Source organism: Peribacillus sp. NPDC096447 (assembly GCF_044762725.1).
Lineage (GTDB): Bacteria > Bacillota > Bacilli > Bacillales > DSM-1321 > Peribacillus.
On record NZ_JBIWEV010000011.1, the window covers coordinates 22,057 to 44,268 of the forward strand.

The window sequence follows — 22,212 nt, forward strand, 5'->3', positions numbered from 1 at the left end:
AAAAGTCGATTTCTAGTTGTGGATAACTTTTGTTGAAATGCTTCTATTCCGCAAAAACAAAGAGAATACAGCCATATAATATGTGAATAAGTTGTGGATAAAAGCGAAAAGACCCAGGAAACCTTGAATAGAGTTTCCGGGCTTTTTTTTATGTGGACAAAGTGTTGATAAGTAGGCTTCGGAACAAATCATTCAAATAGTATCAGTAAGTATGATGAAAAGTAAGTTTGAATGTAGAAAAATGACGATGTTTATCACTTATTGTTAGGAAATATAACATGGATATTACATATTGCATATCTAGCAACTGGAAATGCTTTACACTTTGTATAATGTAACTTGCTTTTCAACATTATAAAATAAAGAATACTCAATTTTCTGATTTATCATCAGGTTTTGAGTTTTTAAGATTAGTAGGGGGGGCTTTTTGTGTTAGTAGGAAGCAGGGATCGAGGCGTGACCAGTGAGAGAATGATAGAAAATAATAAACAAAACGAGAGAATTTTAGCTGGGAAATCGCCATGGCTTGTTTGTTGAATAAATTGACGGAAACCATGTTGGCAATGCTTTCAATCGTTTAAATATGAGGACAGTAGAGAGAAATGCATGCAATTCCTCCCTTTTCACAAATAAATGTTTGGAAGGAGAAATAGTGGATGAGTATGACGAGCCCGTTAAAAGGTGGTCTAGAGATTAACTTTCAGGAAGCGGAGAGGGGTTTATCCCCAAGGGAAGCTTTGGAAGAATCGAATCGATGTTTATACTGCTATGATGCCCCATGTATCCAAGCCTGTCCGACCGGAATAGATATTCCAGGTTTTATTAAGAAGATAGCTTCAGGTAATTTTAAAGGGTCGGCCAAGACGATCATGACGGCCAATCCTGTCGGTGCCAGCTGTGCGCGGGTATGTCCGACTGAAGAGTTATGTGAGGGGGCATGTGTCCTGAACCATTCTACAAAGCCAATCATGATTGGCAATCTCCAGCGTTATTCCACAGATTGGGCCATCCAAAATAAACAAGCCCTATTCAAGGCCGGGAAGAAGAATGGCAAAAAAGTTGCCATTGTAGGAAGCGGTCCGGCGGGTTTGTCTGCAGCAAGGGAGTTAGCCTTGCTTGGCTACAGTGTAACCATTTTCGAAGCTGAAAAGAATCCAGGCGGATTAAATACTTACGGGATTGTATCGTTCCGTTTGCCTCAGAGCATTTCTTATTGGGAAGTTGAACAAGTAAAGAGTTTGGATGTTGATATTAAAACGAATACACGGGTCGGCGTGGATGTTTCCGCAAATCAGCTGACTGCCGACTATGATGCGGTCATTTTAGCTATCGGCATGTCCGATGTCCCTAAGCTTGGAATTGAAGGGGAGGATTTGGCTGAAGTTTATGATGCAATCGATTTCGTAAAAGCAACGAAGACAGGGGCAATCACTGATAAATTCATCGGGAAGAAGATGGCGGTAATTGGAGCTGGAAACACGGCGATCGATGCCGCGACCTGTTCTGTACGCCTGGGCGCCGAACAGGTGAGCATTATTTATCGTCGTACCCAAAAGGAAATGACAGCCTATGAATTTGAATATGAGTTTGCCAAACAAGAAGGTGTCGGGTTTCACTGGCTGACTGCGCCCTCCAGGATCCTCTCGGATGAAAGCGGTCAGGTTACGGGCATCGAGTGCGTGAAGATGGTGCTTAGCGAGGCAGGGGAAGATGGGCGGCGCCGTCCAGTCCAAATTCCCGGATCGGAGTTCGTCATACCGGTCGATGGGGTCATTCGTGCTATAGGCCAATCCAGGTATGTAGGATTGATTGAACAGTTCGGCATTAAACATGATGATGGTGTCGTTATATTGGATGGTGATTCCTATAAGACATCGCATGAAAAGATCTTTGCGTGCGGTGACGTGATCTTCGGAAAAGGCCAAGGTGAGGCAATGGTTGTTTCAGCTGCCCAGCAAGGGAAAAAGACAGCCTATGAAATTGACTCGATTTTGATGGGCGAAGCGGTGGATATTGCTTAATAACTATGAAAAATAGGAGGCTTATCATGGCTGATTTATCAATTGATCTTGCAGGTATCAAATCTCCCAATCCTTTTTGGCTTGCTTCAGCACCACCTACTAATTCAGGTTATCAAGTCCAGCGCGCATTTGAAGCTGGCTGGGGAGGAGCTGTTTGGAAGACATTGGGTGATCCCATCCTGAATGTCTCATCACGTTTTGCAGCGGTCAGCTTTAATGGACAGAGAGTTGCCGGGTTCAACAATATAGAATTGATTACGGATCGTCCGCTTGAAGTGAATCTGAAAGAAATATATGAAACGAAGAAAAGGTTCCCTGGTCATGCAATCATTGCATCGGTGATGGTGGAGCCGCAACAGGAAAAGTGGCATGAGATCATCAAGCGTATAGAAGATGTAGGGGTCGATGGTTACGAGTTGAACTTTGGCTGCCCGCACGGTATGGCAGAGCGTGGGATGGGAGCTGCTTCGGGACAGGTTCCTGAACTTGTGGAAAAGCAAACATACTGGGCGAAGGAAGCTGCATCAAAACCCGTCATCGTCAAGCTTACACCGAATATAACCGACATTACGGTTACGGCTGAAGCGGCGGTGCGCGGCGGTGCGGATGCAATAAGCATGATCAATACGATCAACAGCTTGGCAGGAGTGGATATCCATTCATGGAATACGATTCCCCATGTTGGCGGCAAGGGGGCTCATGGAGGGTATTGTGGTCCCGCTGTGAAGCCGATCGCTTTGAATATGGTGGCAGAGTGTGCAAGGAATAATAAGATCAATGTTCCCATTTCCGGAATAGGAGGCATTTCAAATTGGCAGGATACGGTGGAATTTTTATTGATGGGTTCGACTGGAGTGCAAATTTGTACGGCTGCCATGCATCACGGTTTTAGAATAGTAGAAGACTTGATTGATGGACTTTCCAATTACCTTGATGAAAAAGGGATATCCTCCGTGATGGATATTGTCGGTAAGTCCGTACCGCGCTATTCCGACTGGGGGAATTTAGATCTTAATTATAAGGTCGTTGCGCGCATTAATAATGATGTGTGCATTAACTGCAATAAATGCCATATTGCGTGTGAAGATACTTCTCATCAATGTATAGATATGTTAAAGGACACGTCAGGCAGCTCCTTTTTGAGAGTGCGCGAAGAAGATTGCGTAGGCTGTAATCTATGCTCGATCGTCTGTCCGGCCGATGGGGCGATTGATATGATCGAATTGACAAATGAATTACCGCCAATGACGTGGAATGAACGCCAATCGTTCCTTGGGGGCATAAGCAGTGAAAGTGTTGATTTCGTAAAATGATGGAGGGGTCTAATATGAAGAGAATCATTAAAAATGGAACGATTGCAACGGCTGCAGATACGTATCAAGCCGATATATTGATTGAAAATGAGAGGATTGCAATGATTGGCAAGGACCTCCCGGCTGAGGGGGCTGAAATCATTGATGCAAAAGGCGCTTATATTTTTCCGGGGGGCATTGATCCGCATACACATCTTGATATGCCGTTTGGCGGGACAACGACAAAGGATGATTATGAAACGGGTACGATTGCCGCTGCATATGGAGGCACGACAACGATCATCGACTTTTGTTTGACCGAAAAAGGGGTGCCGTTAAAGAATGCGATAGAAACATGGCATCAAAAGGCCAATGGAAAAGCGGCCATAGATTACGGTTTTCATTTAATGATCAGTGAGATTAATGATGATGTATTGGCTGAGCTGCCAAGTATCATCGATAATGAAGGGATTTCTTCCTTTAAAGTGTTCATGGCTTACAAGAATGTTTTTCAAGCTGATGATGCCACGCTATACCGCACTCTGTTGCAAGCGAAGGAACTTGGCGCACTTGTCATGGTTCATGCTGAAAATGGCGATGTCATCGATTATCTTACGAAGCAGGCGCTGGCTGAAGGTAACACCGATCCAATTTACCATGCATTAACAAGACCTCCGGAGCTTGAAGGGGAAGCAACTGGACGGGCTGCCAAACTGACGGAAATGGCAAATGGCCAGCTATATGTCGTTCATGTCACCTGTGAAGATGCGGTTGAAAAGATCACTGAGGCAAGAAATAAAGGGGTGGATATTTGGGGGGAGACTTGTCCGCAATATCTGGTTCTTGACCAATCTTATCTTGAAAAGCCCCATTTCGAGGGATCTAAGTATGTATGGTCCCCGCCGTTAAGGGAGAAGAAAAACCAGGAAGTGCTATGGAATGCTTTGAAAATGGGCCAGCTGCAAACGATCGGCTCCGATCAATGCTCTTTTGATTTTAAGGGACAGAAGGAACTTGGACGTGAGGATTTCACGAAAATACCGAACGGCGGGCCAACGATTGAGGATCGCATGAGTATCCTCTTTTCTGAAGGGGTCATGAAGGAGCGTATTACCTTGAATCAATTCGTCGACATGACCTCTACGCGTGCCGCCAAGCTATTTGGATTATTCCCGAAGAAAGGGACGATAGCAGTAGGTTCGGATGCTGATATTGTCATTTTTGACCCGAAAGTTGAAAGGGCCATTTCTGCAGAAACCCATCACATGGCTGTAGATTATAATGCGTTTGAAGGTATGGAAATTACAGGTGAACCGGTGTCCGTTTTATCGAGAGGTCAATTCGTCATTAAAGACAAACAATTCGTAGGCGAAGCTGGAAAAGGGCAATTCCTGAAACGGGCAAAATATAATGCGGCGCTGAAGCCGGATACAGGGAAAAAGCTTCCAGTCTAACTTCGGTAAGGAGTCTTGCAAATTAAATTAGGGGGATTTTCAATGAGTGAGAAGAAAGATTATTTAAAGTCTCCCGATTTGCTGCCCATACCTCATAGTGAGAAAAACATAAGTGCAGCCGGATTTGGTTTCATTTGGGTGGGCATGGCTGTAGTATTGGCTGCCTTCGCAATCGGTGGGAATGGTGTCCAAAGTTTATCCTTAGGCTGGGTCGTTCTTGCAACGGTCATTGCCTGTGTGGTTCTCGGCTTTTTGATGACAATGACAGGGGATATTGGTGTTGAACATGGAATATCATTCCCAGTTTATATGAGGGCGCCGTTCGGTACGATTGGCACCCACATCCCTTCGGTTGTACGGGGGTTTGTAGCGTCATGCTGGTTCGGCCTCAATACTTACTTTGGAGCCACTGCCATGAATGCTATCTTCACAACCCTTTTTGATTTTGATAATTGGTTTATCTGCTTCCTCATTTTTGCCGTTTTACAATTAGTGAATACGGCAATGGGAATAAAGTCGATAGAACGATTCGCCGACTTGGCGGCGCCCGTCATCATTTTAATTTCCGGCTGGATGTATTTCACTCTATCCGATCAGGCTGTAGCCCAAGGAAGAGATGTATGGTCCTGGATTGAAAGTCCGGTCACTGGCGGGGCTGCCGGCACTGCTTTCATGGTCGTCATTATGGCAAATATGGGATTTTGGGGTACGTTGACTGCAGATATGCCAACGCTTTCCCGCTATATAAAGGCACCAAAAAATGAAAAAAATTGGTTCAAGCGCAATAAGGGGCAAATAATTGGGAATATTATCACCTATCCCATCACTCAGACTTTCATGGTGATTATCGGTGCGGTTTCATATATGGCCGTTTCCAATTATGATCCTGTAGTTGCCATACAGGGATCAGCAAGTGGAATTGCTCTCGGTGTCCTTTTAATCATGATCGTATTTGCTCAATGGTCGACGAATACTACGGCCAACGTCATTCCCGCAGCTACCATTTTCTCGAATGTCATGGGTCCTAAAATGCCATTTTGGGCAGGAGTCGTTGTGGCGGGGGTGATTGGGATAGTGGTTCAGCCATGGAGCCTGTTCGGCATCATCATAGAAGTTTTATTAATAATAGGTGGAATCCTGGCATCCATTGTGGGCATCCTGGTAGCGGATTACTATTTCCTCCGTAAACGGCGAGTAAATGTACAAGAACTCTATGAGAGCGAAGGCCAGTATAAATACTTGAATGGAGTGAATTGGGCAGGAATCATTTCTTGGGTGATTGGAGGAATCGGTGCAACGGTTTTTTCAAATTATTCGTTTATCATTGGCTTTGTTCTCGGTGGTGCAAGTTATTATATATTAGCCAAGTATTGGTGGTTCAAGCAATATGAACAAGCTGAAATCATTGATCCCAGCGATGAGAAATATTTAGGTATTTCCGTCGGCAGGGATTGGAAAATCGAAAAAGGCCCAGGACTTGAGGAAGAGATGGTTTTTACGGCTTCAACCGGCAAGGAGAACGTGTGAAAAAGGGGGAATGGAAATGTCCGAATATCAAGACTATCGCTTAGAAAGGGAACAAATCGATTTTTTACTTGAAAGAGGATATCGAATCACCCGGGTTTCCGAAAGTTTAAGTGGAGCCTTTCTCGATTTTGAACTGATTGAAGGAACGAAGCAGGAATGGAAGCAATTGAACATCAAAACCCCGGAAGGAAGGAAATACTTCTCTACATTGCTTTTCAAAAAAAAATTGAATTGAAATCGTTTTGGACCGGGCCTATTCCTCACGAATGGGTCCTTTTTGTTCGAGTTTTTTGTAGAATTTTGACGTTAGATTTTCTAACAAGTGTCTGGAGATTTAAGGGTTGTCCGTTTATAATAGATTTTAAAGCAGTTTTATAAAAGGATGTGGCTGGATGAATACATCGATTACAATCGAGGAAATTCTAACACGCAAGCATTTTAATCTGACGGATATAATTGCAGGTAGAAGTGGGATAAAGCGTCAAGTGAAGTGGGTCCACTGCATGGAAGTTACCCAAATCAGCCATTTGTTAAATGGAAACGAACTGATACTGACTACCGGTTTAGGGTGGAAAGACTGCGATGACACACTTCTATCCTACTTAAGACAGTTAATAGAATGCGATGCAGCTGGACTCTGTATAGAGATTGGCACCAACACCATGGCAGTGCCGCAATGTGCCATCGATCTCGCAAATGAACGGCAATTCCCTATCATCCTATTTCATGAAGAAGTCCCTTTCGTAGAAATCACGCAGGATATACATTCCCTTATCATCAATAAACAATATCAGATGATCTCCAACTTAGAAAACTACTCACAGCAGTTAAATAAAAATCTCCTCGAAATTGACCATTATGAACCAATTCTAAAATTTCTCCACAGCTATTTAAATGTACAGGTTATTCTTATCTTTAATGAAAATGATATAGCCAGCATTCCAAAAATAAAGAAAAAAGCAACCTATCAAATGGTAGCGGACATATACGAAGAGAAGCGGAAATTGGATAAAACCGTTCTTGGACAGCCGATTCAAGTGCTTGGTGAAAATTATGCTGAATTGCTCATTTGCAGCAACGGCAGAGAGTTGACTGATTTTGATTCACTGATTTTGGATCGAACGGCTACCGCATTGGCACAGCATCTTTTAAGGGAGTTATATATAGAAGAAAAGAAAGCGTCGGAAGAAAGTATATGGCTTACAAATTGGATTGAAGGTGAATATAGTGACGAAGCAATCCGGGAGAGGCTTTCCTATATTGATCCGAAAATGCAGTTGGATGGCGGAATTGTTTGCATTTGCAAACAACACCCAAAGTATAATAAAGGTTCCACAAAATTAGATGGAACCTATTTTAAGATAATGTTTCGAACAATTTTTGAACAGTACGGCTTTCAGATATTTTCCATGGAAGTGCATCAGCATCTTGTTTTTATTTTAGGTGATAATCGTTCATCTGAAGATTGGAAATCAAGGGTTACAAGTGCGGTGGATCGAATCATGAAAATGGATGTAAGCGGGCGTAATCGTATGGGTCTGCTTTCCATTGGGTTTGGTAAACATGTTCAAAGGCTAAGTGAGATTTATAAAAGTTATGAAACGGCCCGTGAAACTTTGCTGCTTCAGGATACGTTACCAGAGGATAACAGAAGCATCTTTTATCAGGACTTACATATGCATCGCATGATTTCGCTCTTAAATAAGCATGGTAATCTGGAGGAAACGGTTTACGAATATTTAGGTCCTGTCATTGAATATGACAAGCAAAACAATGGTGAGTTAATGCCTACCTTAAAGACCTACCTTGCCTGTAACGGTTCTAAACAGGAAACATCAAAACAACTATTCATTGTCCGGCAAACGCTATATCATAGGCTTGAAAAATTGGAGAAACTGCTAGGTTCTGATTTTATGCGTTCAGATAAACGTCTGGGCCTTGAATTCATGATTTTTGCATTGGACTTCTTGCAATACAGCAGCAGGAAGATCAGTGGAAAATATGTAGACAAATATATTGGAAGATAAAAATAAGTAAGACTGAAGGGTGTCCCGGGGACATCCTTTTTTGAATGCAAGGAAAGGGAGGCAGATAACAAGGTTAATGCTGACATCAAAATGGCTTATATAGCATCTTGATGTCAGCATCTTTTATTAATATTCATCTTTTTTGGAAAGGCAGCGGTCACATTCCAAGAGGTAGGATTCAGCTTGTTCAATGATATGGGTCCCGCATTCCGTACATTGTTTAGGCGGCAGTGTCCTGAAGAATTCCAATGGGTTTTTAGTTTGCATGATGATTCCTCCTTATGATTTGGTTTAATCAGTCTTCACGTTTGGAAAGGCAGTGATCACATTCCATCAAGTAGGATTCAGCTTGTTCAGTGATATGGGTTCCGCACTCCGTACATTGTTTAGGCGGCAGTGTCCTGAAGAATTCCAAAGGGTTTTTGGTTTGCATGATGATTCCTCCTTTTTGATTTGGTTTAATCAGTCTTCACGTTTGGAAAGGCAGTGATCACATTCCATTAAGTAGGATTCAGCTTGTTCAGTGATATGGGTTCCGCATTCCGTACATTGTTTAGGCGGCAGTGTCCTGAAGAATTCCAGTGGATTTATAGTTTGCATGATGGTTCCTCCTTTTTGATTTGGTTTAATCAGTCTTCGCGTCTGGAAAGGCAGCGGTCACATTCCATTAAGTAGGATTCAGCATGCTCGATAATATGGTCACCGCACTCGGGGCAATGTTTAGCAGGGATATTGTTAAAAAACTCAATGGACTTTTTCATTTGCATGATGATTTCCTCCTTTTAATGTTAGATATATTTTCCGGTCGCTTTATTCTTCACGTTTGGAAAGGCAGCGATCGCATTCCATCAGATAGGAATCTGAGTGGTCCACATGTGTTTCACCACATTCCGGGCAATGTTTTAATGAATCGATTATGAGTAAATCTGATTGATTTGCTTGCATGTCTCGCTCCCCCCTCTTTATAGTACAGTTTTTATTGTTTGCTTGTTGTTATAATACAGTATATACCCGAATTTGGAAAATGTATAGGTATTTTACAGAAAATTTGAAATTTTTTTCACTGATTGTCTAAAAACCCTATAGGTAAGGGAATTATCCTCTGTTTATTTTTGGATTTTTCTTCACGGCAAGTAGGAAATGGAAGAAATAACGCTTTTTATAAAACGAAAAAACAAAGAGGGAGCGAAACGGACAGACAATTTTCAATCGGTTGTGATAGGCATTAATGTAACAGATGAGAAACAGGAAGATCAGTGATCAATGAATGCCTGTTTCACAGTCGATGTATCATATAAGAGCTTGTTCTAAAATGTCAGCAAAATTCAAGCGGCAGCGATTATGTGTAAGTTCCTGTCTGTGTGGTTTTAATACATCAGTAAAGAGGTAACTTGCTAGTAGAAGTACAATAATGGGAGGTAGCATATGTCGAAAGCGATGATTATCGTAAATCCATCTTCAGGCAAGGAAAAGGCAGGAAAGATTTTACCGAAAGCGGAAAAGGCACTTGGTGAAATTTTTGATGAGGTATGCGTTCGTAAAACGGAAGGAGAGGGGGATGCTACGGGTTTTGCTAAGGAGGCATGTGCAGAAAGGTTCGATGCTGTCATTTCCATGGGTGGGGATGGAACTGTGAACGAGATAGTGAATGGTTTGGGCGAGCAGCAGCATCGGCCTACTTTCGGAATCATTCCACTAGGAACCATCAATGATTTCGCTAGATCTTTGGGAATACCACTGAATCCCAATGCTGCCATCGAGATATTGAAGGATATGCATATTAAGGAATCGGACATAGGGAAGATTAATGACCGTTACTTCATGAATGTGTTGGCAGTAGGGGCAATCGCCGAGGCCACCTATAATGTTACCGTTGAACAAAAAACCCGTCTTGGGTCTTTTGCATATTTCATTGAAGGAGCAAAAGCGATCATTAAAAAGACTCCGTTTCCTTTAACGGTTGAACATGATCAGGGAAAGTGGATGGGCGAGGCTCATTTACTAATTGCAACAATGACTAACTCTGTAGGCGGTTTCGAACAACTTGCACCAGAGGCGGAAGTGAATGATGGAAAGCTGCACACATTCATCATTAAGGATTTATCTCTTCCTCTCATCGTCAAGATCATTCCCAGTTTGATTAGGGGGGAAATCATGGGGAATGACGAAGTTGAATATATTAAAACATCCAAGCTCCGTTTAACTACATCAGAGGAACTTGCAGTCAATATCGATGGAGATGAAGGCATTCTTCTTCCTTTCCAGGCACATGTACTGCACAAACATCTTCGGCTCTTTGTCCCTGGAACTAAATAACTTGTTATGTGGTCATTGTCTTTCTGGGAAAAGCTGATCATGGGTTAGCCAATCAGCTTTTTTTTCTATGCGGTTAGGCTTACTGATGGAGTGATTTGTGATGTTCATCGTGCACAACGTAAGCTCATTCGCTTTTATAAAAGATATCATTATTCAAGGGGATTCCAGGTTAGAATAGTTAATGCATGAATGACTGGGTATAAATATGTTACGCTTATAGTTATGATTATAGATGAGAGAGGAAGTTTGATGTTTGTATGGAGTTTTTTCTTGTTATATTAGCGCTTCTTATATTGATTGGAGTGTCTAATGTAATTAACCATTTTATACCCTTTATACCCGTACCATTAATACAAATAGCACTGGGTGTCATATTGGCACTTTTACCCCTGGGTATGCATGTTGAGATGGAGACGGAATTATTTTTGCTATTATTCATCGCACCCCTATTATTCAATGATGGCAAAAATGTACCACGAACAGCACTATGGAAGTTGAGAGCACCCATTCTGATGCTTGCACTAGGCCTGGTATTCATAACGGTTTGGGCAGGCGGGTATTTAATTAATTGGATGATCCCTTCGATTCCGTTGCCGGCAGCGTTCGCTTTAGCGGCCATTTTGTCACCTACGGATGTAGTGGCAGTAAGCGCTTTGGCGAGTCGGGTCAAGTTACCGAAGAGCATCATGCACCTTCTCGAAGGCGAAGGGCTAATGAATGATGCCTCAGGTTTAGTTGCCTTTAAGTTTGCCGTTGCAGCTACAGTCACTGGTGTTTTCTCCTTAGTCGACGCAACCTTCAGTTTCATATGGATTGCAATTGGTGGGTTTGTAGGTGGAGCGATACTAGCTTTCCTCATTATCAGGCTTCGTGTATTTCTTCGCCGTTTAGGGATGGAAGACGTCACGATGCATATGCTGATCCAAATCCTAACTCCTTTTATTATTTTCCTCGCTGTGGAACATTTCCACCTTTCTGGGATTTTAGCAGTCGTGGCTGGGGGAATTGTCCATGCCATTGAACGAGATCGGGAAATATCACCAACTGTAGAACTTCAAGTCGTTTCAAAGAGTACATGGTCTGTCATTTTATATGTATTGAATGGTCTTGTATTCGTTTTGCTTGGCCTGCAAATCCCAAGCGTTGCGAAAACGATCTTTCAAGATCCAGCCTTCAATAACGGACAAGTGATCCTTTATATCGTGATCATTACACTTTTCCTCTTCGCTTTACGATTCATTTGGCTTACGGCTGCCTGGTCGATTGGCTGGATGACGAAAAAAGCGGGAGCCCAAAAACCAGACTTCAAAGCTGCTGGAATCATTACCATTTCCGGTGTTCGCGGAGCTGTAACGTTAGCGGGTTCGTTCTCGATTCCATATGTGTTGGCGGATGGAAGTCCTTTTCCTGAGCGTTCGTTAATCATTTTCATTGCAGCAGGTGTCATATTGCTGACACTGATTGTTGCGAGTGTATTTCTGCCAATCGTGGCACGGACAGAAGAAGAGGAAGTGGTGGACAAGCAGGCTGACAAAACGAAAGCTGCTGCCATTCACTCACATCAAGCCGCTATTCGGGTGATTGAGTCCCAAATGACAGATGAAAACCGGGAAGCGGCTTTATCGATCATTTCCAGGTACTGTACCAAGATCAATGAACTGTCCTATGTAGAACAGGAGAAAGAACCGGCTGCATTAAGGGAAGAAGAGAAGGATCTTCGCTTCAAGGCCCTTGAAGCAGAGCAAGGATTCCTGGATAAACTTATTAAGGATGAAAAAGTGGACCGGGAGACGGCGTATATATGCAAGGAATACATCCAGCGTATGGAAGGTGCCGTAACAAATCGACTGAAGTTCCGTCTTTTCAGGTCAGTAACTCTGTTCAGAAGAAGTATGCTGAGGGTTTTAAAATTATTTTTCCCTAATAAAAGTGAAATAAGAAAAATCAATCTTGAGAGATTGGAAAAGGTCAGGGATCTTAAAATCAGGATGTATAAAGCTGCCATCCAAGAGATACAAGCCGGAATTACATCCGATAATCATAAGACATCCTCGATGATCATAGACGAGTATAAAGTGTTGATTTTAAAATGCAAACGTGAAAATAGGGGCCGTACCCCGAGTAAAATGGTCGAATATGAAAGAGAGCTGTTCTATAAAGCGATCCAGGCAGAACGGGACGAAGTGCAGGATATGTTTGAAAAACGACAAATCTCCCGTGATGTTGCCAACATACTCCGCCAGCAAATCAATTTACGGGAAGCACTGACAATCAATGAAAATACACACTGATTAACAGAAGGAGCACTGCCGATAAATTCGGCAGTGCTCCTTCCGGTTTGTGAAGGAAATATCGGACGGGGCATCGAATCATTAATGTATCCAATAATTGATGAAAGAGGCTGTACTAAATGGAAAAGGAAATCGAGACCATCACCTTAACGCCTTATTTACCGGAACATCTTCACCAGCTTTCCCAGTTTTTTTTAGCGGATACACAAACCCCATTTTCAGCTTTGCCAGAAGAGTCACTGAAATATTGCCGGGAAGATTGTGACAGGCACCCTATCGTAATATTGGCTGATGGTATCCCAGTTGGCTTTTTCGTTTTACACATTGGCGAAAACATCGCCCCTTTCACCAGCGATAAAAAAGCGATATTACTCCGTGGATTTCTTGTTGATCAAAAGCATCAAGGTAAAGGGGTTGCAATGAAAGCTTTGCGAATCCTTCCGGAATTCGCAAAAGGGATTTTTCCAAACAAGGATTCGATCATTCTGGCAGTGGACGTCATGAACGTGATTGCAAAAACGCTTTATGCAAAAGTGGGGTATCAGGATACAGGGATTCAAAAAGAAGGCAGAAGCGGGTTGATGGAAATAATGGAGTATAGATTAGATAAGATGAACAAGGATATGGAATAAGAAACGACAAATTGGCATGTAGACTTTTCCAAAAGGGGAGGTCTTTTTTTGTCCAATTTGTTACAGGTTTCATTATTAAACCAGTGATTTAGAAGGGCTGCTTTTAATAATCCCGCTGCCTTATGGTACACTTTACTTAATGCAAAATTCGTTAATCGAGGTGTAGTCCTAATGAAAACAGTCGTAGTCGTAGGTGGGGGCATTACCGGTTTATCAACCATGTATTATTTACAAAAAACAGTTAAAGCGAGGAGTCTCTCGGTACGATTGATATTAATAGAAGGAAATGAGGAGCTTGGCGGTAAAATAAGGACTGTGCACGAAGGTCCTTTTAAAATTGAGGCGGGTGCCGATTCGATTGTCGCCAGGAAACAAAATATACAACCATTTCTTAAGGAATTGAATCTGGAGGATCAAGTTGTCTATAATGCGACGGGAAAGTCATTTATCCATACAGACGGGATGCTGAAGGGAATTCCCGAAGATGCCCTATTCGGAATACCAATGAGCCTGGAGTCGCTGGCGAAAAGTGATCTGGTTTCCGCCCAAGGGAAGGTTGACGCCTTAAAGGATTTCTATACAAAAAATGAGACCTTTACGAAAAATGACTCCATCGGTTTATTCCTTGAAAACTTCTTAGGCAAGGAATTGGTGCAAAAGCAGATATCGCCTGTCCTTTCGGGTGTTTACTCAGGGAAATTAAATGAATTGACCATTGCCAAAACACTGCCAGAGATGCTGGATTATAAAAATCAATATGGCAGTATAATACGCGGTCTATCGGAAAATAAGCAGAAATACCAAAGCAAGGGAAATAAGAAGTTCCTTTCGTTTAAAAATGGTTTATCAACGTTGGTTGAACGAATTGAGGAAAGCCTCGATATGGTCGAGGTTTTAAAAGGAGTCCGTGTAGATGAAATTGGAAGAAATGATGAGGGGTATATCATTTCATTGGCAAATGGTGAAACGCTCGAAACGGACTTTATCGTGTTGAGTACACCGCATACAATTGCCCAGAAATTATTGGGAGATCGGGAGTTGGATGAGGACTTCGACGGCTTGATCAATAGTTCGATGATTAGCGTTTATCTTGGATTCGATATCCCAGACAGCATGCTTCCAAAAGACGGGACAGGTTTCATTGCAGGTGATAATAGTGATTTGATCTGCAATGCATGTACATGGACAAGCCGGAAATGGGAGCATACTTCTGAAAACAGTCAGCTTTTGGTAAGGCTTTTTTATAAAAGCTCAAGTCCGGACTATGAACGATTACGGTCCCTTACAAACCAGGAATTGATCTCCGTGGCTTTAAGCGACATTAAAAACAGTCTAAGTATTTCTGGGAATCCAATTACGAGTGAAGTGACGAAATGGCATGAAAATATGCCGAACTACCATATTAAACATCCTCAAATCGTTCAATCCCTGGAGGCGAAAATCTCCGAGAATTATCCGAATGTTTTACTTGCGGGCTGTTCATACAATGGAGTCGGAATCCCGGACTGTATTGCTGATGGGGAAAAGAAAGCACAAGAAATATGTCTGAAGTTGTAAAAGGGGAACTGCCAGGTGGCGGTCTCAGACTGTAGACAAACTCGAGGGAATTGTAAAATTGGAACGTTGATTTCCACTCCAGGCACTCGCTTTCCGCGGGCGGTCCGGGAGCCTCCCCGGCACGCTTGCGCCTGCGGGGTCTCCCCTGGACGAGCTTTATCCGCAGGAGTCTCGTACCTTACGCTCCAATCAACTTTGTTTTACCTTTTAGATAGAACCCTTTTGCCTAGTTTTAAAATTAAGGTGATAAAAATACTTTCTAAACATGATTCTATTTCCGCAAATCGACTTGAAATGATTACTTTAGATCAATTGATGCCATAGAATCGATTTTGTAGTCGCCACGATTGTAACACCAGGTATGATAATGATATCCTAGAGTCTCTTTGAAAACGTGATTAGAAGAGGCCACCAAACATATTTATATACGGAAAGAAGATCATCAAAAAGGTTTGACACGTCACATTAGAATACGTGGAAGAATCACGAGAGGTTACCTATTCTCTATACCTGCTTCATTTCCAATAGTGAATCAGAAAGGACTGCCAGGTGGCAGTCCATTTTTTATGCATGCCGGAAATTCCGTTTGAAGTTTCTGGCATTTCCTGTATAATGATATTCGTAAAATTAAACTGAAAGTTTACTTATATAAAACTTTATCTACTGTGGGTTTACTATAAGTAAACCGATTGAGGGTAAATATGATGCAAATTGGAAAAAAAATAAAGAACCTTCGCTTGAAAAAAGGATTGACCCAGGAAGAATTGGGGGAAAGAACGGATTTAAGCAAAGGATATATTTCACAGTTGGAAAGGGACCTTAGTTCCCCTTCAATTGAAACTCTTTTCAATATTTTAGAAGTGCTTGGCTGCACGCCGAAGCAGTTCTTCGATGAAGAGGATCAGGTCCAAAAAGTAGTGTATGAAGAAGAGGCACAAACGTTTTTCATCGATGAAGAACGCGGGTATCAAATCCAGTGGCTCGTGCCTGAGTCGAATGAGAAGGAAATGGAACCTATACGACTGACTCTCCTGGAAAAGGGGGAGTTCAAACAATTTGAACCATCCTTGTCGGAAACATTCGGATATATATTAAGCGGAAGAGTCATTGTAAAGCTTGGTAAACATACGTATTTCGTCAAGGCAGGGGAATCGATATATTTTCATGCTTCAGATGAACATCAAATCATCAATGATTTTGAAGGTCCTTCCGAGTTATTACTCGTGGTGACGGAATCATACTTATAGAATTCAAAACAAATGCAATCGCTGTAGATTGATGAGTAAGGTAATGGAGAGAGGGAAGAGCTATGGCAAACGGGAATATAATACGCTTCGATCAGGTTACGAAGCAATTCGATGATGATACGGTAGTTCTCGATAATGTTAGTTTTGAAATCGAGAGAGGGAAGTTCTATACGCTCTTGGGTCCTTCCGGATGCGGGAAGACTACGATCCTTCGTTTGATTGCCGGGTTTACGGAAGCCTCCAAAGGTGATATTTACTTTGAAGGAAAAAAGATCAATGATGTGCCAGCCAATAAAAGGCAAGTGAATACGGTGTTTCAAGATTATGCACTTTTTCCGCATTTAAATGTGTTTGAAAATGTAGCATTCGGTCTTCGGATCAAAAAAATGAAAAACTCGGAAGTGGAAATAAAGGTGAAGGAAGCCCTCAGCTTTGTTAATTTGGAGGGTTATGAAAAACGGGAGATCAGGGAAATGTCCGGCGGTCAGCGGCAACGGGTGGCGATTGCCAGGGCGATCGTTAATGAACCGGAAGTCATCCTTCTTGATGAACCGCTATCTGCCCTCGATTTGAAATTGCGTACGGAAATGCAATATGAATTGCGGGAGCTGCAACAGAGGCTTGGAATCACGTTTATCTTCGTCACTCATGACCAAGAGGAAGCATTAGCGATGTCAGATGAGATTTTTGTCCTTAACAAAGGGAAAATTCAGCAAAGCGGGACCCCTACGGATATTTATGATGAACCGCTGAATCGATTCGTTGCTGATTTCATCGGTGAGTCCAATATTGTAAAAGGAAAAATGATTGAAGATTACCTCGTGGAATTCGTCGGCAGACAGTTCGAATGTGTCGACCAAGGATTGAACAGTAATGAGGCTGTCGATATTGTCATCCGCCCGGAAGATTTAGAGATTACTTCCGTCAATCGCGGGAAACTGCAAGTTCGTGTGGACTCACAGCTATTTCGCGGAGTTCATTATGAAATCAGCTGCTATGACCATGATGGAAATGAATGGCTTGTCCAATCAACGAGAAAAGTGGCAGTTGGTGATGAAATAGGTCTGTATTTCGATCCGGAATCTATCCATGTCATGCGATTGGGTGAAACTGAAGAGGAATTCGATAAGCGTCTGGAAGCGTATCATGATGGGGAAAGTCATGAAGAATAAAATATCCCGGAATATTTACTTCATACCCTATGTCTTATGGATTGCTTTATTCGTGATCGCACCCATTTTGTTGATCCTTTACTATTCCTTCTTTGATATTGAAGGCAATCTATCTTTGATTAACTATCAAAAGTTCTTTACGCCAGTATATTTAAAAATGACTTTAAGCTCATTCTGGTATGCGTTCCTGATTACGGGAATATCCCTTTTAGTCGCTTATCCGACAGCATATTTGTTAACGAAAACCAAGCATAAGCAGTTGTGGCTTTTGCTGATTATCGTACCTTCATGGATCAATTTACTTTTGAAGGCTTATGCCTTCATTGGTATCTTTGGCACGTATGGTGTGGCGAATGGTTTTCTGGAGGCGATAGGAATCGGAAAGCAGCAGATTCTCTTTACCGATTTCAGCTTCATATTCGTTTCGGTTTATATTTTCATCCCGTTCATGATCTTACCTATATTCAATGCGCTTGATAAAATGAATCCAACCCTTCTGGATGCGGCCAATGACTTGGGGGCGTCTAGATGGATGACATTCCGCCGAGTCATTTTTCCATTGACGTTGGATGGTGTAAAGACGGGATGCCAGGTAGTCTTCATTCCGGCACTTTCATTGTTCATGCTTACAAGACTGATTGCCGGTAACCGCGTCATTACGCTAGGTACGGCTATCGAGCAGCACTTCCTTGTGACACAGGATTGGGGAATGGGTTCCACAATTGCGGTATTTTTGATTATTATAATGTTCCTGATTATGTTTGTAACGGGTAACCGAAAGCAGGGTGTGTAAATTGGGCTATAAATTATCACCAATATCAAAAGCGTTTCTCGTTTTGATTTTTCTCATACTCTATGCACCGATTTTCTTTTTAGTCTTTTACTCTTTTAACAGCGGTGGAACGATGTATGACTTTAAAGGGTTCACGATGGAGTGGTACAATGAGCTATTCCAAGATACAAGGCTGTTGATCATTGTATTGAATACACTTGTGATTGCTTTATTATCTGCAATGATCGCAACGATCATCGGGGTGATAGGGGCGATTGGAATTCGGTCCTTTACGAGCAGCAAAGCTAAGAATACGGTATTGTCATTGAATAATGTATTGATTGTCAGTCCCGATGTGATCATCGGTGCTTCCTTCCTGATTTTATTCACGATGGCCGGGATCAAGCTTGGATTCTACTCGGTACTGTTGTCGCATATCGCCTTCAGTATCCCGATCGTTGTGCTGCTGGTCCTTCCGAAACTTCAGGAAATGAGCCCTACTTTAATTGATGCGGCACGGGATTTAGGGGCAAGCCGGTGGGATGTATTGACGAAGGTCATCCTTCCATATATCCTACCTGGTATCTTTGCTGGTTTTTTTATGGCATTGACTTATTCACTTGATGATTTTGCGGTTACGTTCTTTGTGACCGGTAATGGCTTCTCCACTCTTTCTGTGGAAATCTATTCATTGGCACGCCGTGGAATTTCATTGAATATCAATGCACTGTCGACACTGCTGTTCGTCGTGACACTGCTGTTGGTTGTCGTTTATTACTTTATAACTCAACGTGTAAGGCAAACGGGAATGGGGGGTAAACGATGAAAAGGCTTGTCCAAATGTTTTTGATCATCTCCCTCGTATCGGCTTTGCTTCTATATGCGACTTCAAGATTGAATTCATCGCAGGGATTTACGAGCAGCAATACGCTTACCATCTATAATTGGGGCGATTACATCGATACCGATCTAATCGAACGTTTTGAAGAAGAGACGGGCATAAAGGTCATTTATGAGACATTTGATTCGAATGAGGCCATGATGACAAAGATCGAACAGGGCGGTACGACTTATGATATTGCCATTCCGTCTGAGTATATGATCGATAAGATGAGGCAAGAAGACTTGCTCGTTCCCTTGGATCATTCCAAGCTTCCGAATTTGAAAAATATCGATGAGCGATTCATCGATCTGCCATTCGATCCGGAGAATAAATATTCCGTGCCGTATTTCTGGGGAACGGTTGGAATTGTTTACAATTCCAAGATGCTCGGTGGAAAGGAAATAACGGCCTGGGCGGATTTATGGGATAAAGATTTAAAAAATGAAATCCTTTTGACGGATGGAGCTAGAGAAGTGATGGGCATGGGCCTGAACTCTTTGAATTATTCATTGAATGATATAGATGAAGAACACCTTCAAGAGGCAAAATCCAAGCTTGATGCCCTCACCCCGAATATTAAAGCGATTGTCGGAGATGAAAGCCGCATGCTATTGGAAGCCCAGGAAGCGGCGATTGGCCTTGTTTGGTCGGGAGTTGCTTCTGAAATCATGGCTGAAAACGAAGATCTCGAATACGTTGTTCCAAAAGAGGGGTCCAATTTATGGTTTGATAATATGGTCATCCCGAAAACAACCAAAAATGTCGATGCGGCTCACCAGTTCATCAACTTCATGCTGGACCCGAAAGTTGCGGCACAGAACGCTGAATATGTAAGTTACTCGACACCTAATAAAGAAGCACTGAAATATATGCCTGAAGAAGTGGTGAAGGATGAACGTTTCTATCCATCGCCGGAACTGACAAAGAAACTGGAAGTGTACGAAAACCTGGGGAAGAAAAACTTAGCCCATTACAACGAACTCTTTCTTGAATTCAAGATGCATCGTAAATAACACAGAAACGAAAAAGCATGGTGTAGGAATTCCCTCCGTACACCATGCTTTTTGGTTTCTGTGTTTCACGAGTATTTGCTCCAAATGAGTAAAAGTCGAATTGCATTCTGTTACCTATATACCAATAGTCGATATAACCGTATAATTTCGTTTTTTGAAATGATCAACCAATGAAATACTCTAAAATATCTGTAGGGATATATGTATATTAGTATAATGATGGGTTAGTGCATATTAAGGAATCTTAAGGATTAATTAATATTTCCAAGCTATCATGATAGAAAAATTAAGGGAGAGTATTCATGAAACTATTAAGAAGCACGAAGGCATATATTTGGGCAGGGAGCATTTTAATCATTGCCGGGATCATGGCATTTGCGATGATTTCATCCACGGATAAGACAATGGCGAGTATCGATGGCGAGAAAATCAATAAGGATGAGCTGTATGACGCGCTTGTTGCGGGATACGGAGCAGATACTTTAGACCTGTTGATTACGAATAAATTGGTTGAATTGGAAGCGAAAAAAGCTGGAATTAAAATTAAGGATGAAGAAATCCAGAAAGAAATCGATGTTATGGTAGAGTCCTATGGTGATGAAAAATCGTTAAAAGAGCAATTGGAAGCAAGCGGTTCTTCAATGGAAGCCTTAAAAAAGGACATCGTGGTTTATCTGCAAACGAAAAAACTGGTAGAACCGAGAATAACCGTGACGGACGAAGAAATCAGTACGTATTTTGAAGATAACAAAGATACATTTGCTCAAGCGGAACAAGTGGAAGCCAGTCATATTTTAGTCGAAGACGAAAAAACGGCTAAAAAGGTTGCGAAAGAAATCGCAGATGGCGGTGATTTCGCTAAATTGGCAGCTGAATATTCCACTGATACCGAAACGGCGGATAACGGTGGAAGCCTAGGGTATTTTGGGAAAGGTGATATGGTGGAAGAGTTTGAAAATGTTGCCTTTGATCTTGATATAAATAAAGTCAGTGATCCAGTTAAAACCGAATATGGGTACCATATCATAAAAGTAACCGGTAAGAAGGAAGCAAAAAAAGCTAATTTAGAAGACAGTAAAGATGTAATTAAAGAAACGCTTCTTTCTGAAAGATTACAAGAGGAATATCCCGTTTGGTTAGCTGAAGTGAAAAAAGACCATGAGATAACGAATAAATTGGAGGGCTCTAACTAAGGTTTGCGGAAAGCGAGTTTCTTGAGCGGAAATCAACATCCAAATTGTACAAGCCATAAAAAAAGCTGAGGCATAACGCCTCAGCTTTTTTATATATTAGAAGTTGGATGAAATGGATTTTTGATTGGATAATCCTGATTTTTTAACGATTTCATCACTCTTTTTTTCACCTTTATCATTATCGGATTTCAATGATTGTGATGGTGTATCTTTCAGCTGTTTACCGGCAACGACCACTTTTGATTTGATGTCTTTCAATTCACTTGTTGCGTCTTTAGCTGTAACAAGGGCATCAGTGGAGATATCCTTTACTTCGGATACTTTACCCACCACGTCCTCATTAACGGTTTCATATAGTGTTTCGACGTCATTGATTGCCTCTTTGATCGTCTCGGTTGCCCCTTTGACTCCTGATACCATCTGTTCTTTCATTTCGCCGGGATTTTCCTTGACCTGTTCAATCATATTCATGGAGTTGTCTTTTAAAAGGACGGCTGAACGCTTTACTTTATTTCTTGTACTGGAGTCAAGCAAGGTCAACGCACCACCAACAAGCCCTCCAATTAGAATCCCTTTTAAGAGTTTGCTATTCTGTTGAGTTTCGATAGTTGATTGATTTTCAATAGTCGATTGATTTTCGATAGTTGATTGAGTCATTTATATTTCCTCCTTTAGAATAGTAGATTGTTTGCTTACTTTGGGTTTTCCCTTATTTACCATAAGTTAAACTGGAAATAATAAACTGTCATGGGATTGACATAATAAATAAAACAATAGTAATCTACATATAGTTAAATGACTGAACTACTTTTTGG

The 22,212-nt window shown here is 41.8% G+C and carries 22 protein-coding genes; 16 read left to right on the top strand and 6 right to left on the bottom strand.

The features are described from left to right. Positions 1-662 precede the first annotated feature (662 nt). From ACIQZD_RS24000 to ACIQZD_RS24025, 6 genes are all read left to right on the top strand, one after another. Complete coding sequence (locus ACIQZD_RS24000) at positions 663-2,021, top strand: NAD(P)-dependent oxidoreductase (protein ID WP_402907105.1); 1,359 nt, start codon at positions 663-665, stop codon at positions 2,019-2,021. 26 nt (positions 2,022-2,047) lie between these two features. Then, positions 2,048-3,334, top strand: coding sequence for an NAD-dependent dihydropyrimidine dehydrogenase subunit PreA (gene preA, locus ACIQZD_RS24005; protein WP_402907040.1), 1,287 nt, complete (start codon positions 2,048-2,050; stop codon positions 3,332-3,334). A 14-nt stretch (positions 3,335-3,348) separates the two neighbouring features. Beyond that, on the top strand, positions 3,349-4,767 hold the full coding sequence (gene hydA, locus ACIQZD_RS24010; RefSeq protein ID WP_402907043.1) for a dihydropyrimidinase: 1,419 nt from the start codon (positions 3,349-3,351) through the stop codon (positions 4,765-4,767). A gap of 42 nt (positions 4,768-4,809) precedes the next feature. Continuing rightward, positions 4,810-6,294: an NCS1 family transporter gene (locus ACIQZD_RS24015; protein WP_402907045.1), complete on the top strand. Its 1,485-nt coding sequence runs from the start codon at positions 4,810-4,812 to the stop codon at positions 6,292-6,294. A 16-nt stretch (positions 6,295-6,310) separates the two neighbouring features. Next, complete coding sequence (locus ACIQZD_RS24020) at positions 6,311-6,529, top strand: hypothetical protein (RefSeq protein ID WP_101225679.1); 219 nt, start codon at positions 6,311-6,313, stop codon at positions 6,527-6,529. A 157-nt stretch (positions 6,530-6,686) separates the two neighbouring features. Beyond that, entirely contained in the window at positions 6,687-8,321 is a 1,635-nt protein-coding gene (locus ACIQZD_RS24025) for a PucR family transcriptional regulator (protein WP_402907047.1), read from the top strand. 126 nt (positions 8,322-8,447) lie between these two features. Here ACIQZD_RS24025 and yhfH (ACIQZD_RS24030) read toward each other — a convergent pair whose 3' ends face one another. Genes yhfH (ACIQZD_RS24030) through yhfH (ACIQZD_RS24050) form a run of 5 tightly spaced genes read right to left on the bottom strand, consistent with a single transcriptional unit; the run spans position 8,448 to position 9,266 of the window. Beyond that, complete coding sequence (gene yhfH, locus ACIQZD_RS24030; RefSeq protein WP_072274044.1) at positions 8,448-8,588, bottom strand: protein YhfH; 141 nt, start codon at positions 8,586-8,588, stop codon at positions 8,448-8,450. Positions 8,589-8,616: 28 nt separating this feature from the next. Continuing rightward, positions 8,617-8,754, bottom strand: a complete 138-nt coding sequence (gene yhfH, locus ACIQZD_RS24035) for a protein YhfH (RefSeq protein WP_134784280.1) — start codon at positions 8,752-8,754, stop codon at positions 8,617-8,619. 29 nt (positions 8,755-8,783) lie between these two features. Beyond that, positions 8,784-8,921: a protein YhfH gene (gene yhfH, locus ACIQZD_RS24040; RefSeq protein ID WP_082196596.1), complete on the bottom strand. Its 138-nt coding sequence runs from the start codon at positions 8,919-8,921 to the stop codon at positions 8,784-8,786. A 29-nt stretch (positions 8,922-8,950) separates the two neighbouring features. Beyond that, positions 8,951-9,088 carry a protein YhfH gene (gene yhfH / locus ACIQZD_RS24045; protein WP_082162914.1) on the bottom strand — a complete coding sequence of 46 codons (138 nt, stop codon included), beginning with the start codon at positions 9,086-9,088 and terminating at the stop codon, positions 8,951-8,953. Positions 9,089-9,131: 43 nt separating this feature from the next. Continuing rightward, positions 9,132-9,266 carry a protein YhfH gene (gene yhfH / locus ACIQZD_RS24050; RefSeq protein WP_402907050.1) on the bottom strand — a complete coding sequence of 45 codons (135 nt, stop codon included), beginning with the start codon at positions 9,264-9,266 and terminating at the stop codon, positions 9,132-9,134. Positions 9,267-9,746: 480 nt separating this feature from the next. Here yhfH (ACIQZD_RS24050) and ACIQZD_RS24055 point away from each other — a divergent pair, with 480 nt between their 5' ends. The 10 genes from ACIQZD_RS24055 to ACIQZD_RS24100 all read left to right on the top strand — a co-directional run bounded on the left by ACIQZD_RS24055 (position 9,747) and on the right by ACIQZD_RS24100 (position 21,397). Then, positions 9,747-10,637 (top strand): diacylglycerol/lipid kinase family protein, encoded by an 891-nt coding sequence (locus ACIQZD_RS24055; protein ID WP_402907052.1) that lies wholly within the window; start codon positions 9,747-9,749, stop codon positions 10,635-10,637. Positions 10,638-10,894: 257 nt separating this feature from the next. Beyond that, complete coding sequence (locus tag ACIQZD_RS24060; protein WP_402907054.1) at positions 10,895-12,928, top strand: Na+/H+ antiporter; 2,034 nt, start codon at positions 10,895-10,897, stop codon at positions 12,926-12,928. A 119-nt stretch (positions 12,929-13,047) separates the two neighbouring features. Then, positions 13,048-13,560 carry a GNAT family N-acetyltransferase gene (locus tag ACIQZD_RS24065; protein WP_402907056.1) on the top strand — a complete coding sequence of 171 codons (513 nt, stop codon included), beginning with the start codon at positions 13,048-13,050 and terminating at the stop codon, positions 13,558-13,560. Between the two features lie 171 nt (positions 13,561-13,731). Next, positions 13,732-15,117, top strand: a complete 1,386-nt coding sequence (locus ACIQZD_RS24070; protein ID WP_402907058.1) for a protoporphyrinogen oxidase — start codon at positions 13,732-13,734, stop codon at positions 15,115-15,117. Between the two features lie 704 nt (positions 15,118-15,821). Further along, complete coding sequence (locus ACIQZD_RS24075; protein WP_402907107.1) at positions 15,822-16,364, top strand: helix-turn-helix domain-containing protein; 543 nt, start codon at positions 15,822-15,824, stop codon at positions 16,362-16,364. Between the two features lie 62 nt (positions 16,365-16,426). Beyond that, on the top strand, positions 16,427-17,536 hold the full coding sequence (locus ACIQZD_RS24080) for an ABC transporter ATP-binding protein (protein ID WP_137017540.1): 1,110 nt from the start codon (positions 16,427-16,429) through the stop codon (positions 17,534-17,536). Further along, positions 17,526-18,329 (top strand): ABC transporter permease, encoded by an 804-nt coding sequence (locus tag ACIQZD_RS24085; RefSeq protein ID WP_402907060.1) that lies wholly within the window; start codon positions 17,526-17,528, stop codon positions 18,327-18,329. Before ACIQZD_RS24080 ends, ACIQZD_RS24085 begins: the two co-directional genes overlap by 11 nt. A gap of 1 nt (position 18,330) precedes the next feature. After that, entirely contained in the window at positions 18,331-19,134 is an 804-nt protein-coding gene (locus tag ACIQZD_RS24090) for an ABC transporter permease (RefSeq protein ID WP_402907062.1), read from the top strand. Further along, on the top strand, positions 19,131-20,204 hold the full coding sequence (locus tag ACIQZD_RS24095; protein WP_402907064.1) for an ABC transporter substrate-binding protein: 1,074 nt from the start codon (positions 19,131-19,133) through the stop codon (positions 20,202-20,204). Before ACIQZD_RS24090 ends, ACIQZD_RS24095 begins: the two co-directional genes overlap by 4 nt. A 302-nt stretch (positions 20,205-20,506) precedes the next feature. Next, on the top strand, positions 20,507-21,397 hold the full coding sequence (locus tag ACIQZD_RS24100) for a peptidylprolyl isomerase (RefSeq protein ID WP_402907066.1): 891 nt from the start codon (positions 20,507-20,509) through the stop codon (positions 21,395-21,397). Between the two features lie 96 nt (positions 21,398-21,493). Here ACIQZD_RS24100 and ACIQZD_RS24105 read toward each other — a convergent pair whose 3' ends face one another. Continuing rightward, positions 21,494-22,054 (bottom strand): YtxH domain-containing protein, encoded by a 561-nt coding sequence (locus ACIQZD_RS24105; protein WP_402907068.1) that lies wholly within the window; start codon positions 22,052-22,054, stop codon positions 21,494-21,496. Between the last annotated feature and the right edge of the window lie 158 nt (positions 22,055-22,212).

Bases quoted from the DNA above. Each gene is read 5' to 3' on its own strand.
- ACIQZD_RS24000 (WP_402907105.1), top strand. From the start codon at position 663: ATGACGAGCCCGTTAAAAGGTGGTCTAGAGATTAACTTTCAGGAAGCG.
- preA (WP_402907040.1), top strand. From the start codon at position 2,048: ATGGCTGATTTATCAATTGATCTTGCAGGTATCAAATCTCCCAATCCT.
- hydA (WP_402907043.1), top strand. From the start codon at position 3,349: ATGAAGAGAATCATTAAAAATGGAACGATTGCAACGGCTGCAGATACG.
- ACIQZD_RS24015 (WP_402907045.1), top strand. From the start codon at position 4,810: ATGAGTGAGAAGAAAGATTATTTAAAGTCTCCCGATTTGCTGCCCATA.
- ACIQZD_RS24020 (WP_101225679.1), top strand. From the start codon at position 6,311: ATGTCCGAATATCAAGACTATCGCTTAGAAAGGGAACAAATCGATTTT.
- ACIQZD_RS24025 (WP_402907047.1), top strand. From the start codon at position 6,687: ATGAATACATCGATTACAATCGAGGAAATTCTAACACGCAAGCATTTT.
- yhfH (WP_072274044.1), bottom strand. From the start codon at position 8,588: ATGCAAACTAAAAACCCATTGGAATTCTTCAGGACACTGCCGCCTAAA.
- yhfH (WP_134784280.1), bottom strand. From the start codon at position 8,754: ATGCAAACCAAAAACCCTTTGGAATTCTTCAGGACACTGCCGCCTAAA.
- yhfH (WP_082196596.1), bottom strand. From the start codon at position 8,921: ATGCAAACTATAAATCCACTGGAATTCTTCAGGACACTGCCGCCTAAA.
- yhfH (WP_082162914.1), bottom strand. From the start codon at position 9,088: ATGCAAATGAAAAAGTCCATTGAGTTTTTTAACAATATCCCTGCTAAA.
- yhfH (WP_402907050.1), bottom strand. From the start codon at position 9,266: ATGCAAGCAAATCAATCAGATTTACTCATAATCGATTCATTAAAACAT.
- ACIQZD_RS24055 (WP_402907052.1), top strand. From the start codon at position 9,747: ATGTCGAAAGCGATGATTATCGTAAATCCATCTTCAGGCAAGGAAAAG.
- ACIQZD_RS24060 (WP_402907054.1), top strand. From the start codon at position 10,895: ATGGAGTTTTTTCTTGTTATATTAGCGCTTCTTATATTGATTGGAGTG.
- ACIQZD_RS24065 (WP_402907056.1), top strand. From the start codon at position 13,048: ATGGAAAAGGAAATCGAGACCATCACCTTAACGCCTTATTTACCGGAA.
- ACIQZD_RS24070 (WP_402907058.1), top strand. From the start codon at position 13,732: ATGAAAACAGTCGTAGTCGTAGGTGGGGGCATTACCGGTTTATCAACC.
- ACIQZD_RS24075 (WP_402907107.1), top strand. From the start codon at position 15,822: ATGCAAATTGGAAAAAAAATAAAGAACCTTCGCTTGAAAAAAGGATTG.
- ACIQZD_RS24080 (WP_137017540.1), top strand. From the start codon at position 16,427: ATGGCAAACGGGAATATAATACGCTTCGATCAGGTTACGAAGCAATTC.
- ACIQZD_RS24085 (WP_402907060.1), top strand. From the start codon at position 17,526: ATGAAGAATAAAATATCCCGGAATATTTACTTCATACCCTATGTCTTA.
- ACIQZD_RS24095 (WP_402907064.1), top strand. From the start codon at position 19,131: ATGAAAAGGCTTGTCCAAATGTTTTTGATCATCTCCCTCGTATCGGCT.
- ACIQZD_RS24100 (WP_402907066.1), top strand. From the start codon at position 20,507: ATGAAACTATTAAGAAGCACGAAGGCATATATTTGGGCAGGGAGCATT.
- ACIQZD_RS24105 (WP_402907068.1), bottom strand. From the start codon at position 22,054: ATGACTCAATCAACTATCGAAAATCAATCGACTATTGAAAATCAATCA.